Below are 15,098 nucleotides of genomic sequence, written 5' to 3'. Positions count from 1 at the left end.
TTTCTCACCTCACGCTGTCGGCAACGACTGGATAAATTCATTGATGTATTTCGTCATCATAGGCAATATATCTTGAATATTGCTTGATATCATTGGTAATAATAATAAAATAAAAATGAAACTCACAATAATTTTCAATGGCATTCCTAAAATCAACACATTGATTTGGGGAACCGTTCGCGAAATCAATCCCAATACTACCTCGGTAAACAATGCCACAATCGTTAACGGAGCAGCCAAATTGATGGCTGCTTCAAAAACGATTGAATACAATTTTACCATTCCTTCAACGCCGAACCCACCTAAATTTGTACTTTCTATTGGAACAGACTGGAATGTTTTTATGACGGTTTTTAATACTAAGTGATGTAAATCTGTTATAAAGAAAATACAAATCGACATCCAGTAATAAATTTTCCCGTAATAGGAAGAGCTCACACCTAATGCTGGGTCAAATACAGCTCCCATTTGAAAACCAACTTGGAAATCGACAAAGTTACCAGCCATCTCAATTGCGGAGAAGATTAACTTTGTAATAAAACCAATAGCTAATCCCAATAAGACTTCTTTTATTGCCAAAACTGCAAAAACCTGCATGGTTACTTGTGATGATAAAGCTTGAGTTACTGGATAAGCTGCGATTGTTAATCCAGCAGATAAACCAATTTTAACTAAATTAGGCAGTCCTTTCATAGAAAACCCTGGACTAATCATGAAAAAGGCTGATATTCTCATTAGAATTAAAAGTGACGTTTGAACTTGAAGACCCGTAATCCACTCGATCACAACATAGCAATCATTTCGAATATTTTTTGGGTAAACCCAATCAAAGCATTTAACATAAAGTTACCAAAAACGATTAACGAAACAACTACAGCTAATATTTTAGGAACAAAACTAAGTGTTTGTTCTTGTAATTGCGTGGTTGCTTGTAAGATACTGATTAACAATCCCACTACAAGGGCAATGATTAATACTGGTCCAGCAACAACAATCATGGTCGTAAATGCTTCTCTGATAATGTCTAAAACTTTTACTATTGTCATTTTACACCCCTATTGAAAACCTGTAACAAGTGATTCGATGACTAAATACCAACCGTCAACTAGGACGAACAACAACAGCTTAAACGGCATCGAAATCATAACCGGAGATAACATGAACATCCCCATTGACATCAATATGCTGGCTACAACAATATCAATGACTAAAAAAGGAATGAAAATTAAAAATCCAATACTGAAAGCTGTTCGCAATTCACTAATCGCAAATGCTGGAATCACAATCGTTAAAGGCAAATCATTTAAATTATCTGGTTTTTTCGTTTCAGATATATCTAAGAATAATTTGATGTCTTCATCTCTTGTTTGTCTATACATAAAATCTTTTAACGGCACTTCCGCTTTTCCAAATGCTTCTTGGCCAGATATTTCTTCATTCAAGTATGGCATTAAGGCCTCATCTGCTACTTGCGTATAAATCGGCTGCATAATAAAAAACGTCAAGAATAATGCAATGCCCGTTAAGACTAAGTTAGGCGGATTTTGCTGTGTTCCTAATGAACTTCTTACAAAAGATAGCACAACGATAATTCGCGTAAAACTCGTAGTCAGTATTAAAAACGTTGGTGCCAAACTAAGTAAACCCATCAGCACATATAATTTCACAACATCTGACGTTCCATCAGATTGGTTTTCAATCGCATCAGTTAAGCCATCAATCAGACTTTCTGCTGAAACTGTTTGTGGAAAACTAAAGATGAGTAAAAAGAGGATAAAGCACAAACTGAATAGTACTTTTTTCTTCAAGTTTATTTCCTCTTTTCATAAAAATTTTGATACCATGTTTGAAGCTCTTTAAACACCTGGGTAGGCTTACCCTTAAATAAATCAGGCGATTCTTGGTTACTTTCTTCCAATTCTTGAGACTGAATAACAGCTTCCTTTTCAGATCCTGTTAACTCTCTAAGGATTTCATTACGCGTCTCCGTAAAACTCATGACATAATAAGTGCCCGCTATTTCTACAATACAAATAGATGAGCTTTTATTAATTGCTGTTCTTTCAATAATACGGATCGCTTTTCCTTTTTTTGTCATAAAAGTATTTAAATATTTCAAACTATAGTTGGCAATAAATATAATCACAACTAATGCTAAAATACTTTTAACCACGTACCCTGAACCTACACCCAATCCCATGTTTCAGCTTCCTTTCACTTTCTTTATTGCATAATGATATTCGTAATAAATATATCGCTAATAAGCGATTTTCCTAGTGATTTATTAATTTGACTAATCAGTTCTTGTTTTAGAGCAATCAATTCTTGGTCTTCTCCGAAAACAGTCTCTGGCGTTTGTTTTCTTAATACGTTAATAACGGCATTTCTGATTTGAGGAGTCTTAGTAACAATGACTTCTTGTGAATCTTTTTCTTCGCTATAAACAGATAACTCAATTTTAAGAAACTGTTCCTTTTTACCTTCTTCTGAAGTCAAATTAATTAAAAATTCCTCCAACGGGACTGTTGTTTCTACTACTTTTTCTTCACTCAAGTTTTTCATAAACGCTTGGGCTTTACCCGAAGTGAAACCAAAGACAATCACTCCGCCAATAATTACTGTTGAAATAATAATAATGACCGGAAGAAACCATTTTTTCTTCTTAGTTTCATCAGTCTCTTTTCCATCTGATTTCTTTTTCATTTAACGCCTGGCCTCCTGACTATCGTAAACAATAACAATATTCACTCTTCTATTTATTGCTCTATTTGCGTCTGTGTTGTTTGGAACGCTTGGAGTATATTCTCCGTAACCCTTAGCTGACAAACGTTTTGAATCAACTTTTTCTTGTTCACTTAAATAACGTAAGACCGATATTGCTCGTCCTGAAGACAACTCCCAATTGTTAGAAAAACTCGAATTTCTAATTGGAACATCATCGGTATACCCTTCAATAACTAAATCATTTTTTAAAGAGTTCACTAATTCAGCTAATACACTCAATGTTTTTTTGCCTGGCTCAGAAATATCTGTATTACCCGAACCAAACAAGACTGATTCTTTAATATCAACATAAACACCATCCTTATCCATTTCAATCGAAACTTTTGATGTCAAATCATTCTCTTCTACATAGCCAGTTACTTTTTCGTAAAGTTCTTCTATTTCAGGATTAATAACTTCTTCTGTCGGAGAAGCCGGCGGTTCTTTAACGATTGATGTTGAATCCGTTAAGATAGTCGTTCCTCCGCCTCTTCCATTCAGTGCCATTTGAAGCGATTGAGAAGCTTCTAAAAACTTTGCTTCACTAACACTAGACATGGAGTACAACAAAATAAAAAAAGTTAGCAGTAATGACATTAAATCAGAAAACGTGACAATCCATCCGCCTGTACTCTCGGCTTTTTGCTCTACCTTTTTTCTTCTAGCCATCCTTACTGCTCCTCACGCTGAAGTTGTCCGGACTCTTCTGAGACCTCTTCTTTATTGTCGTCGGGCAAATAGCTTCTTAATTTTTGCTCGATAATACGCGGGTTTTGTCCAGCTTGAATCGCTAGTATTCCCTCCGTAATCATTTCGCACATTTGCATTTCTTTGTCTGTTTGCAATTTCAAGTTAGTCGCTATTGGTAAAAAGACTAAGTTAGCCATAAAACTACCGTACAATGTTGTCAATAAAGCTGTTGCCATACCAACTCCTATAGCGCTTGGGTCATCTAATTCACCAAGCATGATAATTAGCCCAATGAGTGTTCCGATCATACCAAAAGCAGGAGCCAATTCTCCCCATTTGAAGAAGATTTCTTGACCTTCACGGTGTCTTTTTTCAATATTATCAATTTTTATATCCAAGATTTCTTGAATATTTTCTGGATCCATGCCATCAATAACCATTTGTAATCCCGTCACAACCAATTCATTGTCTTCATCTTTTAAGTCGCCCTCAATAGATAAGATTCCTTGGCTTCTAGCTTTTCTAGAATATTCAGAAAATCCTTCAATTAATTTGCCATAGTCTTTATTAGGATCCATCATTAAATTCTTAACCATCGATGGAATTTTTTTCAATGTTTTTAATGGATAACTAATTAGCAATGCACTAAATGATCCCCCTAGCGTAATAATCAACGATGGAACGTCTACAAAACTTGTTAAGTTTCCAGAAGACGTTATGGACCAAACAATTAACGCAACCCCTAAGATAAAGCCGACAAATGGTACTATATTTTTTTTCATTGATCTCCCTCTGAAAAACCGCTATGTATTTTTCTTTTAAAAGCAATTACCCTTTCTACAATTTCAGGTTCTTTTTCTATCACCCTTAGTTTTTTTCCATCTGTTAAAGTAATAATTGTATCGAAAGAACGGTCTATTCTATATATTAAATCGCAATTCAAGTAAAACTCTCTTCCTGAAACATCTGTTAAAGCAATCACTTTATATCCTCATTCCTATCGCTATAAATAGAAAACAGACACTCGAACACCTAATTTAGCGTTCGAGATGAACTATTTCTTAATGGATTATCTCTTCAGGTTAATCAATTCTTCTAGCATCGTATCAGATGTTGTAATACTTCTTGAATTCGCTTGGTAAGCTCTGCTCGTAACAATCATATCAGTAAATTCGTTCGCTAAGTCAACGTTAGACATTTCTAAGAATCCTGAACGTACAGAGCCATATCCTGGATCTGAAGGGTTCCCTGGTTCAGCTTTACCTGAGTTCGCTGACTCTGCATATAAGTTTCCACCTTGTTTTTCCAGACCATCTGGGTTAGAAAAACTCGTTAAGGCTACACGACCTACAATATAAGATTTTTCATTGCTATAAGTTCCTACAATATAGCCATCTTTATCTATCGTGAAATCTTGTAAAGAGGAGTCTTTACCATTAGCATCTAATTCACCAGGTATTGTCTGTGTAATTTTTATCGCACTTAGTGTTTTAGCTATATTAGCAGTATCAAAAGTATCAACGGTTAAATTTGGTGCACTTTGTGTGTATCCCATAATGCTTAATCCACTACTGGTCACTAAGTTTCCGGTATTATCTAGATAGAAACCACCATCACGTGTATAAAATTTTTCAGTTCCGCTTTGGACCGTGAAGAATGAATTATCGCCATTTTCAATAGCGAAATCTAATGGTCTACCCGTTGATTGCAATGATCCACCCGACATAACTGTATCAATTGAACCTACTTGCACACCAAGTCCAACTTGTTGGGCATTTGTTCCGGCTTGTGCTCTAGCATTTGTCTGACTAATCATATCTTCAAAACGAACTCTTCCTGTTTTAAAAGAAGTCGTATTGACGTTAGCTATATTATTCGAAATAACGTCCATTTTAGTTTGAATATTTTTCATTCCCGTAACACCTGAATACAAAGATTTTAACATATTGCTTCCTCCATCCAATTAATCCGTTTGTTTTTACGGACTCTAGGCTTTTTAGCCCCTATCTCTTTAGTTGTTTTTTACTTTTATTTTAGGCTTTATTGCTTGCTTCTATAATATCGTTCAAATAAAAATTCTTTCCGTTCACTTGGATGGTTGCATAGCCTTTGTCAAATCTAACTTTTTCTACGATTCCGGTAGCAAAACCTTCTCCATCTAACACTTTTACTTCTTTACCCATTAGATTAAACGCCTGTTGCTGTTGATTAATTAATAAGCCGGAATTCATCTTCTCCGAAATTTTAGTTAGTTGATCTAACATATTAAAAGTGGCCAACTGGGTTAACTGGTCGGTTTCTCCGCCACCACCACCGCCTTCACTTCCTCCTGGCATGGGAGGCATCTTCATCGTTGCAGCCATAATTTGTAAGAAATCATCTGTCGAAATTTCATTTCCTTTGCCTTTAATTGGAGCTAGGCTTTTTACTGAACCAATATGGAACTCATTTGGGATATCCATTTTCTTCCTCCATTCGTTTAAACTAAAATACTCAATCGTCCTAATTCCTCACTTATTTCTGGTGTTGGTTTAACCGGTATGTTTTTTGCGTTCAATCCTCTAGACCTATTTATTTTTGCTTGTTGCCCTTTTTTATGTTGTTTATGATCAAAACGGGAACCATTTTGATCTGATGTTGCTAGTTGAATGCTCACTTCTCCTATTTGGATAGAATGACGATTTAGATTGTCAGCTAACTTTGGTACCCCGCCGGTTAAAAGTTCTTGTGTATTCAAACTGTCCACAATAATTTTTGTAGATAGCACGTTATCTTTTAACTCCAATGAAATAGAAATATCTCCCATCCCTTTTGGTGAAACCGTTATTTTTGCACTTGATTGTCCTTTTGTTTGAAACTGTTCTATTTCTTTTGAAATCAGTTGATTGACTTCATGAGTGACTTTTTGTTTAATCGTGTCCTGGTTCATTACCTTTATAACACTTGGTTCACTTGCTTGCTTTTGAATAACACCTGAACCATCTACTTTAACAGTAGAATTTGCCTCGTCACCGCTTGATAGCTGCTGCTCTTTTTCACTAGCAATAAGTGTTGAGAATAGTTTATCACTTTCTTTCAAAATAGCTTTACTCGCAACAGAAGAGTCATTTTCTAGTTGATCAATTAGTTTGGTGGAATCCACTACTTCATTTGAAACTAGTTGATCTATTTCATTAGGTATTTCTGCTTCTATACTATTTTTGGCTCGAGTCCACTCTTTCGTTAATAGACGTGGTGTCATTAAGTTATTAAAGAGAGTTATATTTCCTACATCTTTAGACAACGTCACATCAGTCAACGTTTTATCTGAATTGATTTCTATATCTACTAGTTGATTAAGCTGATCGTTCTCACTTTCAGATACAACTAGATTAGCGATAATATTTTTTTGTGAACCATTTATCGTTTTATCAGCTGTCGTTCGAGTAGTTACTTCTTCAAAAGAGAGGTTGGAGTTATTTTCCACAGTTTTTCCTACTGACAATTTATTGTGTTCTGTTGCTCCTTCTGGGTTTCTTTTTTGAACGGCTAGTGTTACTTCTAACCCTTTTTCTATACTTGTTTTGTCTATTGCATTTATGTACTCAAAACCTGATTCTTGTGCAGTTTCCATTTCAGCTTCAGGTAGAGTTATTTTCAATCCTTTTAACAATTCGTTTTGAACAGTCATTATAGAACCCGAAAATAAAAAATTTGTCACTTGATCTTCCTCTTTCTTTAATGGCTTGTCTTTCGATTCATTCGTCTTTTCTTCAGATTTAGAACTCGTTTCTTTTTCGCTTAATTGTTTTTTAGTCTGTTTAGATAATTGAGCTTGAAACTGTTCTTTAGATACTGGCTCTTTTTTTACTATCTTATCTATATGACGTATGTCCGTTGCTTTTACTGACTGGATGAGAGGGTTAACCATCTAGCTTACCTCCTTTCTTATCTTTTTGTTTTGATCTTTTATGTATCTCAGTCGTTTTTTTAACGAAGCTTGAAGAAAGTTAATAATACGTTCTTCCATAACTTAAAGTAGCTATCTCGTCTAATTGTTTTTGTTCTTCACTTTTTTCTAAACTTGTTAACAAGTTGAATTCTTTCTCTTTCAACTTCTCCATAACCTTTTTTTCTTTGTGGGCTTCCATTAACTCTAAGCGAGCTATATCAACTGATTTTTTTGCGATGTCTATTTGATTTTTTTGCTGGATAATTCTTTCGTCTAGCATAACTTTATACATATTTTGACGACGTAAAATATCTATGCGCGTTGTAGTTAACGTCTCATTTTTAATTTTTATATTTTCTTGGACCATATCTTGTAATAGATTTTCTTGTCGGGTTTTTTCTCTCTCAGTATCTCCAAGATTTTTCTTTTTCGTTTCTTCAGTATCCGAACGCCAATCCAGAACTTTCTCCATTGAAAATTTAAACTTGCTCAACACTTACACCTCTTTTACTTTAGTTATTCGATTAACTAGTTGTTCGCTTAGAACGTTTTAAACAAGGTATTTAAAGAAGCAACTACATCTTCAAACACAATCTCTTCGTCTACTTTTTGTCTTAAGAAATTTTTTATCGGGTTATTTAACTGAACCGCTCTATCTACTAAGGGATTGCTTCCTGTTCGGTAGGCTCCAACATCGATTAAATCTTTTGAGTCAGCATAGATCGCCATATTCTCTTTTAACTTACCGGCTGCTAAATGGTGCTTTTCTGTCGTAATATCTTTCATCAACCGACTAATACTATTTTGGATATCAATTGCCGGATAATGGTTTTCTGAAGCGATTTTACGCGATAAGACAATGTGTCCATCTAAAATCCCGCGTACGGAATCGGCAATGGGTTCGTTCATGTCATCCCCTTCAACAAGTACCGTATAAAAAGCAGTAATTGATCCTGTTTCTGACATGCCACTTCGTTCCAACAACTTTGGTAACGTTGTAAAAACTGACGGTGTATACCCCTTGGTTGTCGGGGGCTCACCTGTCGCAAGACCAATTTCCCTTTGTGCCATAGCCACTCGAGTAACCGAGTCCATCATTAAAACCACTTTTTTTCCTTGGTCTCTAAAATATTCTGCAATTGTCGTTGCGACTGACGCACCTTTTAAACGAACAAGAGGAGGCATATCCGATGTTGCGCAGACAACAACAGACTTTTTGTAGCCTTCTTCTCCAAGGTCTTTTTCAATAAACTCAAGAACTTCTCTACCACGCTCTCCGATTAAACCGATAACAATGATGTCTGCTTCTATGTAACGCGCCATCATACCAAGCAAGGTGCTCTTTCCGACACCACTCCCAGCAAATATCCCCATCCGCTGACCTTCGCCAACGGTTAGTGTACCATCTATGGCTCTGATACCTGTTGGAATTATATCTTGAATTTTTTTACGTTTGAAAGGATTTGGTGAACTACGATTAACATCATAAAAGACACCATCTACTTTCAGGTTTTCATCCATCGGACGGCCTAAGCCATCTAACGTATTGCCCAAAAGCTTTTCACTAATTTCAACTTTTAATATTTTTCCTGTTGGACGTACCAAGCAACCCGGACCAATACCATCTAATTCATCTAACGGCATTAATAAAACCGTCTCTTCTACGAAACCAACTACTTCACTTAAAGCAATCCTATCGGAAGACTTGATTCGTATCTCGCAAACCTCTCCAACAAAGGCATCTAATCCTTCAACTTTAATAATCAAACCTGTTACCTGGCTAACTTTACCCAGTTTTAAGTGGTAAGTTTTTTTGTTTAATTCATTGTGATACGCTTCAAAGGGTAGGCTAAACACGGGTACTTCACTCCATCTCTTTCATCTCAGTCAGCATTGCATCGAGTTGCTTTCGTATTTGTAAGTCAACAATCGCGTGAGCACTTTCAATCGTACACCCGTTTTCATCGAGCGTGTTGTCCGTTAATACTGCAAAACGAATCTCTGGGTGCTCTTTTTCTAACTCACTTAATTTTTCTTTAACTAATTTATTTTGTTCAGGTCGCACAGACAATGTAATCAACTGATTTTCACGCCTCAACCGATGAATAACCGGCTTAACTAAGTCCATCACTTGTTCTGAAGAGGTATCGATTGTTTTATGGACAATGGTTTCTGCCATATGTCCTGCCAAATCTAGCAACGCTTCTTTTTGTTCTTTATAGTATTTTTCAACAAATGCTTCGGCTTCCATCAGCATCTGCTGACTATTTTCTTTCATTTTGACACTCTCTTCTTCTGCTTTTTGCATCCCAGCAAGATAACCTACTGAATAACCCGCTTCGTATCCGCTTATTTGTCCTTCAGCAAATCCAGTCTGAACAGCGTCTGCTTTCAACGTCTCCGCTTCTTGTTCGGCAGCGAAAATTAATTGTTCTTTTTGTACTTTCGCAGCTGAAACTTCTGCTTTAATAGTTGCTAATTCTTCATAGTTGATACCTTTATGCGTTTCGTTACTTGTTTCTTTTGGAACTACTACTACTTTTTTTACAGTTAATTTTGTTTGAATTAACGACGTTTGTTCCTCTGAAAAAGAATGGTTTCGTTTAATAATATTATGAGATGATGGCATCTTGTTCTCCTCTTCTCAAATAAACTTCACCTTTCTCATCCAACATCCGGATAACAGAAACGACTCGTTGTTGAGCTTCTTCTACAGCTGATAAACGAGAAGGTCCCATGAATTGAAGGTCTTCTTTAAGTGTTTCAACTGCGCGTTCAGATAGATTAGAAAAGATAAATTCTTTAATTTCATCTGATCCACCTTTAAGCGCCAATGCCAAATCATCATTGTCGATTTCTCTAAGAACTTTTTGAGCATCGCCTTTTTCAAGCGTTGTGATATCTTCAAAGGTGAACAAGCTAGACTTAACTTCTTCGGCTAATTCAGGTTGTTTTTCTTCTAAGACACTAATGATGTTCTTCTCTGTGCTTCGCCCAACGGAATTAAGTATCTCAACCAATGTTTTAACGCCACCGACAGTTTCCATATCATTTTCAATGTAATTAGAAAATTTGTTTTCAATGACTTTTTCAATCTTTTCAATAATTGCCGGTGATGTACTTGTAATGGTTCCAATTCTTTCTGCAATTTCTGATTGCAGAGGCAATGAGAATTGAGATAAAATCAACGCTGCTTTATCAGGCTGCATGTAGCACAAAATCAACGCAACTGTCTGAGGCTGTTCATTCAATAAAAGATTCGTTAGCTGCTGTGGATCGGCTTTTCTAGCGATATTGAACGGTCTCTCGCGTAATTGAATCTGATTTAACATATCGATCACTTCTTTTGCTCTTTGAGGACCAATAGCCATATTTAATAAGTTTTTGGCGTAATCAATTCCGCCATCAATCATGTATTCTCTCGCTTGTGATAATTCGATAAATTCATTGACGATTGCATCGCGTTCTTCTGGTTTTACGTAATCAATATTGGCAATTTCATAGCTGACTTTTTGGATATAGCTATCCGGCAATGTTTTCATGATTTTCGCTGCTGTTTCAGGCCCTAAGGAAATCAACAATATTGCAGATTTTTTTATGCCATCTATTTCTTGCACATCATCCACCTACTCATCTCTCATCCATATTTTAATCAGATCTGCAGAAGCTTCCGGATTATCTCTTGCAAACTCTCTGGCTGCTTTTTCCTTAACAGACATAGCTTGATTTAACTCTTCTGTTAACTCTGCCGCTTCTCGGTCGTTTCTTTCCATTCGTTCTCTTTTCGCTAATTTTTCTTGTTTTTCTTTTAGTTTTTTCATTTTATTCATTTCTAATTCATTTGTTAAATCACTCGCTGATGTGTTTATTATAGTTTCTTCAAAATCTAATTCGTCATCCGTATCATCTTTAGATTTTCTCAGAAAGACCATCATTAAAATCATTAACAATAGTAGAATTCCTAATCCGCCAGCTAAATAAGGCCAATCTCTCAATAAGGTTGCTCTAATGGTGTTGCCAATAATTTCTTTAGGAGTAGTTGGCACAACGTCTTCTGGCCCTTTTGTAAATTCCATCCCTTGGACAGTCAATTGGTCTTCTCGGTCTTCAGCAAAGCCAATCGTCATTTTAACAATTTCTTGGACTTGATCTTCTTCCGCTTTGCTTAAGGTTTTGTTTAAAATAATCGACGTCGACAATTGGTTAAGTGAACCAGGTGCTTTAGCTGTACTGGTTGTCTCTGTGTCCAACTCATAATTAGCTGTGCGGTCATAGGAAGAACTTACTCCACCTTCGCCTTCGATGATTTCATTAACCACATTATCGGTTCCAATTCCTCCAGCAACATCAATCGTTCCACCACTAGCAGAAACAGTTTCACTTCTCAAGACTGGTTCATCTGAATACGTCACATTTTCTTTTTGAACTGAATCAAAGTTTAAATCTGCACTCACTGCAACATTGACATTCTCTGTTCCGAAAATAGGACCCAGTGTATCGATTAACTTTTCTTCTAATTCTTGTTCGTATCTATTTTTAATTGCTTGATATTTGCTCACCATATCAGTTGCATTCAAACTAGCATCGTCTTCTAGGGCGGCACTTAACAAGTTGCCTTTTGTGTCGACTATTTTGATGTTTTCTTTAGGTAAATTTTCAACTGCACCAGCAATCAATGAAGCAATGCCTTGAACAGCCGAACTGTCTGGTATTTTACCGTTACTCGTTGTTAAGACAACCGATGCGGATGCCTTTGATTTGTCTTCTTGACTAGTAAACACACTCTCTTTTGGCATAGACAATAAGACTTTAGCGGTTTCAATTGAATCCAATGCTGAAATAGATCGTTCCAGTTCTCCAGTCACTGCCCGTTGATACATAATCTTTCGATCTTCATCGGTAGCCATCATACTTGTCGTATCAAAAATCTCAAAACCCGTTGAGTTTTGTGGCAACATATCGTTAACGGCTAGATCGATTCGGTAAGTATCTACTTGATTCTTATCAACCAATATAGTTGTTCCATTCTCTTCTAGTTTGTATTTTACTTTTTTAGTTTTTAAATCATTCACAATGACTCCTGCATCTGTCTCTTCTAGATTAGAAAACAACGTTGCATACTCTACTTTTTGTGTGTAATACGTTAATCCTATTACAGTTGAGGCAATCAAAATGAGTAAGATGACTAAGCTAGCACGCTTTTGTCTACCTATACCATTCCAACCTTCTTTGATCCCATTCCATGTTTTTTGAAAATTTCCCATTAGTGCTGTAGCTCCCTTGATTACTCATTAAAATTGCATATTTTTAACTTCGTTATATGCTTCTAAGCATTTGTTTCTCATTTGTAAGGCTAGATCTAATGTTAATTGAGCTTCTGATGTACGAATCATAACCGTATGTAAATTGTCAGCATCACCTGCTGCAAGACCTTGAACAGCTTGATCGGCTGCCAATTGTTTATCATTTAGATTTACCATTGCTTGTTCAACCATCCCTGAAAACGAGCCAGATTCTGGTGCTTCTTGCGCTTTCATCGCTTGTGTAACCGGTTTACTCTCGCCGGTTAATAGACTAGTTGCTAATTTTTCTATATTCACTTGCATTCTCCTCTATGTCTATTATTTATTAATTTGTTCTAATTTCTAAAGCTTTTTTTAACATTTCTTTACTCGCATTCATAGCTGTAACGTTCGCATCATAGCTGCGTTGAGCTGTTATCATCTCAATCATCTCATCAGCCATATTGACATTTGATAATTGTAGATAGCCGTTTTCATCGGCATCTGGATGAGTCGGATTGTATTCAATGACGATTCCGTCTTCATTTTCTGCTATTTCAGTTGCTTTTACTCCGAAACTTTTTTTCTCCATATTTCCTGTAAAAGGAGATTTAACTTGTTTTAAACTTTCTTCGAAAAGCACTTCTTTTTTTATGAAAGCCCCACCATCTTCTGTTCGCGTAGTGTTAATGTTAGCAATATTAGTCGATATTGTATCTAATTTCAATCTTTCCAAGCCTAAGCCGCTCGCGTTAATATGTAAGGAATTAAAAATCGACATTATTTCGTCCTCCAGATTGTTGAATCATTTTGTGATGGCGCTATGAATCATAGAATACTTGGCATTTAGTTGCGTGATAAGAGCGTTATATTGAATCGTTGTTGCAGCTTCATCGGTCATTTCCATATCAATGTCTACATTATTTCCGTTTTCTTTCACAATAGAATTTGTTCGTTTTGTCACAACCGCCGTAACCTCATCCGGATTGCCAATTCCAATATGTCGGACATTCGTTTTTGTCATTCCGATTCCGTCATAGGCTTTTTCTAATCTATTTTCAAAATCAACCTTATTTACTTTATAGTCAGGCGTATTAACATTAGCAATATTACTTGAAATCATTTGCTGTCTTAACTCTGTAGCATCAAGGGCATTCTTAATTAAATTGTACGCAGAATTACTCATTTTATATCCCCCATTGCGAAATAGTTTTTATCGTTTAAACTTATTTAGCTTAAAGAAAATAGACATTTGCCAAAATAATACGTACGTTATGTATTTATATTAAAATAACGTATGGATTTTTGAATAAAAATCTACTTCTCTCTCCACGAATGTTAGTATAACCGAATTAAATTCATTGAGCAATAACTTTTGTTTGTTTAATTTTTTAGCAATTTTTCATTATTTTTTTAAAATAAAAAAAAGACTTGACATTAGTTTATGAAAAAAACTGTTGTCAAGGTTCCAACTATCATTAAGCGCTTACTTTTCAAACAAAATAAAAATCTTTACTTTTATGAAAAAGTAAAGATAACACTATTAATTCAAGGCCTTTTAAAAACGTCTAAAAAATTAACGAAATGTGTCTAAAAATCGACAATTCAATTTAAATCTCTAGCCACGTATCGCGCAGCTCTTCTAAAGACTCACGAATTTTTTTCATGCTCTCTGGATCCTTAGAACGATTGGATTTAATTAACTCCGTTATAAAATAATCATATAATTGGTTTAAATTCTCCGCTACTTCGCCACCATTTTTAAAATCTAACGTCACGATTAATTCTTGAATAATCTCTTGGGCTTTAATTAAGGCATTACTGGTTGCTTCAATTTTCTTATCAGCAGCTGAGAGTTCAGCTAATTTCAAGTTTTTGATGGCTCCTTCATAAAGCATGATGACTAATTTTTTTGGTGTTGCGTTTAAGATTTGGTTTTGTTTGTAAACATTTGGCACGTTTCTGTAGCCCATAGGTTTGTTCTCCTTTATTTTCTTATTGTAGTAAATCATATGTAGCGGTTATCTTAGTCTCTTCTTGTTTCTAAGATGACCGGTTGTTTTTTATAAACCTTTGTCAATAAACAGCGAATCACGTTTCACTGAAACATAATTGTCTCGCACTTTATTTTTTTGGTTGATCTGTTTCATTTGAGACATCACTACCAAACGTTCATTACTGATAGAAGCGATCATTCTTTGTTGGAAACTCAAAATTTCTGTTTGTTTTTCTTTTTCGATTTCAGTATAAGGCAAAAATTCTTCATTGCCTACTTGTTTCGTCATGTTTTGCCAATGTATTAATATTTCTTGGTTTTTTTCAGTGATGACTAAAGCTTCTTGGGTTGTTCCATCCCAGGAGGTCACGACTTGATACATCTTTTCCAACAATTCAGAACGCATTTGGTTCCAGTGTTTAGTTGTTGTCATTAT

At 35.6% G+C, this 15,098-nt stretch carries 21 protein-coding genes; all 21 read right to left on the bottom strand.

Translation table 11 applies throughout. The features are described 5' to 3' along the window. Positions 1-9: 9 nt before the first annotated feature. Positions 10-786 (bottom strand): flagellar biosynthetic protein FliR, encoded by a 777-nt coding sequence (gene fliR, locus B9Y54_RS05835; RefSeq protein WP_234987843.1) that lies wholly within the window; start codon positions 784-786, stop codon positions 10-12. Further along, on the bottom strand, positions 783-1,046 hold the full coding sequence (fliQ, locus tag B9Y54_RS05830; RefSeq protein ID WP_085559392.1) for a flagellar biosynthesis protein FliQ: 264 nt from the start codon (positions 1,044-1,046) through the stop codon (positions 783-785). The genes fliR and fliQ overlap by 4 nt, the downstream gene beginning before the upstream one ends. 9 nt (positions 1,047-1,055) lie before the next feature. After that, entirely contained in the window at positions 1,056-1,814 is a 759-nt protein-coding gene (fliP, locus tag B9Y54_RS05825; RefSeq protein ID WP_085559391.1) for a flagellar type III secretion system pore protein FliP, read from the bottom strand. After that, entirely contained in the window at positions 1,811-2,200 is a 390-nt protein-coding gene (locus B9Y54_RS05820; protein ID WP_234987841.1) for a flagellar biosynthetic protein FliO, read from the bottom strand. The genes fliP and B9Y54_RS05820 overlap by 4 nt, the downstream gene beginning before the upstream one ends. A 23-nt stretch (positions 2,201-2,223) precedes the next feature. Continuing rightward, positions 2,224-2,703, bottom strand: coding sequence for a flagellar basal body-associated FliL family protein (locus tag B9Y54_RS05815; RefSeq protein WP_085559390.1), 480 nt, complete (start codon positions 2,701-2,703; stop codon positions 2,224-2,226). Next, on the bottom strand, positions 2,704-3,432 hold the full coding sequence (locus B9Y54_RS05810; protein ID WP_085559389.1) for a flagellar motor protein MotB: 729 nt from the start codon (positions 3,430-3,432) through the stop codon (positions 2,704-2,706). 2 nt (positions 3,433-3,434) lie between these two features. After that, positions 3,435-4,235, bottom strand: coding sequence for a motility protein A (locus B9Y54_RS05805; RefSeq protein ID WP_085559388.1), 801 nt, complete (start codon positions 4,233-4,235; stop codon positions 3,435-3,437). Continuing rightward, a complete protein-coding gene (locus B9Y54_RS05800; RefSeq protein ID WP_085559387.1) occupies positions 4,232-4,435 on the bottom strand; it encodes a flagellar FlbD family protein in 204 nt (67 codons plus the stop codon). Before B9Y54_RS05800 ends, B9Y54_RS05805 begins: the two co-directional genes overlap by 4 nt. An 87-nt stretch (positions 4,436-4,522) precedes the next feature. Continuing rightward, positions 4,523-5,398, bottom strand: a complete 876-nt coding sequence (locus tag B9Y54_RS05795; RefSeq protein ID WP_085559386.1) for a flagellar hook-basal body complex protein — start codon at positions 5,396-5,398, stop codon at positions 4,523-4,525. An 88-nt stretch (positions 5,399-5,486) separates the two neighbouring features. After that, positions 5,487-5,915 (bottom strand): flagellar hook assembly protein, encoded by a 429-nt coding sequence (locus B9Y54_RS05790; RefSeq protein WP_085559385.1) that lies wholly within the window; start codon positions 5,913-5,915, stop codon positions 5,487-5,489. 17 nt (positions 5,916-5,932) lie between these two features. After that, entirely contained in the window at positions 5,933-7,363 is a 1,431-nt protein-coding gene (locus B9Y54_RS05785) for a flagellar hook-length control protein FliK (RefSeq protein WP_085559384.1), read from the bottom strand. A gap of 79 nt (positions 7,364-7,442) precedes the next feature. Then, positions 7,443-7,880 (bottom strand): flagellar export protein FliJ, encoded by a 438-nt coding sequence (gene fliJ, locus B9Y54_RS05780; RefSeq protein ID WP_234987840.1) that lies wholly within the window; start codon positions 7,878-7,880, stop codon positions 7,443-7,445. A 44-nt stretch (positions 7,881-7,924) separates the two neighbouring features. Then, complete coding sequence (gene fliI, locus B9Y54_RS05775) at positions 7,925-9,241, bottom strand: flagellar protein export ATPase FliI (protein WP_085559383.1); 1,317 nt, start codon at positions 9,239-9,241, stop codon at positions 7,925-7,927. Positions 9,242-9,248: 7 nt separating this feature from the next. After that, positions 9,249-10,013 (bottom strand): FliH/SctL family protein, encoded by a 765-nt coding sequence (locus B9Y54_RS05770; protein WP_085559382.1) that lies wholly within the window; start codon positions 10,011-10,013, stop codon positions 9,249-9,251. Continuing rightward, positions 9,997-11,001, bottom strand: coding sequence for a flagellar motor switch protein FliG (gene fliG, locus B9Y54_RS05765; RefSeq protein WP_085560517.1), 1,005 nt, complete (start codon positions 10,999-11,001; stop codon positions 9,997-9,999). The genes B9Y54_RS05770 and fliG overlap by 17 nt, the downstream gene beginning before the upstream one ends. Positions 11,002-11,010: 9 nt before the next feature. After that, positions 11,011-12,648 (bottom strand): flagellar basal-body MS-ring/collar protein FliF, encoded by a 1,638-nt coding sequence (gene fliF, locus B9Y54_RS05760; RefSeq protein WP_085559381.1) that lies wholly within the window; start codon positions 12,646-12,648, stop codon positions 11,011-11,013. 27 nt (positions 12,649-12,675) lie between these two features. Continuing rightward, on the bottom strand, positions 12,676-12,984 hold the full coding sequence (gene fliE / locus B9Y54_RS05755) for a flagellar hook-basal body complex protein FliE (protein ID WP_234987838.1): 309 nt from the start codon (positions 12,982-12,984) through the stop codon (positions 12,676-12,678). A gap of 28 nt (positions 12,985-13,012) precedes the next feature. Next, complete coding sequence (gene flgC, locus B9Y54_RS05750; RefSeq protein ID WP_085559379.1) at positions 13,013-13,447, bottom strand: flagellar basal body rod protein FlgC; 435 nt, start codon at positions 13,445-13,447, stop codon at positions 13,013-13,015. 24 nt (positions 13,448-13,471) lie between these two features. Next, positions 13,472-13,852, bottom strand: coding sequence for a flagellar basal body rod protein FlgB (gene flgB, locus B9Y54_RS05745; protein WP_085559378.1), 381 nt, complete (start codon positions 13,850-13,852; stop codon positions 13,472-13,474). A 424-nt stretch (positions 13,853-14,276) separates the two neighbouring features. Then, complete coding sequence (gene fliS / locus B9Y54_RS05740; RefSeq protein ID WP_085559377.1) at positions 14,277-14,639, bottom strand: flagellar export chaperone FliS; 363 nt, start codon at positions 14,637-14,639, stop codon at positions 14,277-14,279. A gap of 90 nt (positions 14,640-14,729) precedes the next feature. Further along, entirely contained in the window at positions 14,730-15,095 is a 366-nt protein-coding gene (locus B9Y54_RS05735) for a hypothetical protein (protein ID WP_085559376.1), read from the bottom strand. Positions 15,096-15,098: the final 3 nt, after the last annotated feature.

Source organism: Carnobacterium iners, from assembly GCF_900177385.1.
Taxonomy (GTDB): domain Bacteria; phylum Bacillota; class Bacilli; order Lactobacillales; family Carnobacteriaceae; genus Carnobacterium_A; species Carnobacterium_A iners.
The sequence above is the reverse complement of the archived record's forward strand: the minus strand, read 5'-3'. Positions and strand labels throughout refer to the sequence as shown.

Coding starts and splice junctions, on each gene's coding strand:
- fliQ (WP_085559392.1), bottom strand. CDS start 1,046: ATGACAATAGTAAAAGTTTTAGACATTATCAGAGAAGCATTTACGACC.
- B9Y54_RS05820 (WP_234987841.1), bottom strand. CDS start 2,200: ATGGGATTGGGTGTAGGTTCAGGGTACGTGGTTAAAAGTATTTTAGCA.
- B9Y54_RS05815 (WP_085559390.1), bottom strand. CDS start 2,703: ATGAAAAAGAAATCAGATGGAAAAGAGACTGATGAAACTAAGAAGAAA.
- B9Y54_RS05810 (WP_085559389.1), bottom strand. CDS start 3,432: ATGGCTAGAAGAAAAAAGGTAGAGCAAAAAGCCGAGAGTACAGGCGGA.
- B9Y54_RS05805 (WP_085559388.1), bottom strand. CDS start 4,235: ATGAAAAAAAATATAGTACCATTTGTCGGCTTTATCTTAGGGGTTGCG.
- B9Y54_RS05795 (WP_085559386.1), bottom strand. CDS start 5,398: ATGTTAAAATCTTTGTATTCAGGTGTTACGGGAATGAAAAATATTCAA.
- B9Y54_RS05790 (WP_085559385.1), bottom strand. CDS start 5,915: ATGGATATCCCAAATGAGTTCCATATTGGTTCAGTAAAAAGCCTAGCT.
- B9Y54_RS05785 (WP_085559384.1), bottom strand. CDS start 7,363: ATGGTTAACCCTCTCATCCAGTCAGTAAAAGCAACGGACATACGTCAT.
- B9Y54_RS05770 (WP_085559382.1), bottom strand. CDS start 10,013: ATGCCATCATCTCATAATATTATTAAACGAAACCATTCTTTTTCAGAG.
- fliF (WP_085559381.1), bottom strand. CDS start 12,648: ATGGGAAATTTTCAAAAAACATGGAATGGGATCAAAGAAGGTTGGAAT.
- flgC (WP_085559379.1), bottom strand. CDS start 13,447: ATGTCGATTTTTAATTCCTTACATATTAACGCGAGCGGCTTAGGCTTG.
- flgB (WP_085559378.1), bottom strand. CDS start 13,852: ATGAGTAATTCTGCGTACAATTTAATTAAGAATGCCCTTGATGCTACA.
- fliS (WP_085559377.1), bottom strand. CDS start 14,639: ATGGGCTACAGAAACGTGCCAAATGTTTACAAACAAAACCAAATCTTA.
- B9Y54_RS05735 (WP_085559376.1), bottom strand. CDS start 15,095: ATGACAACAACTAAACACTGGAACCAAATGCGTTCTGAATTGTTGGAA.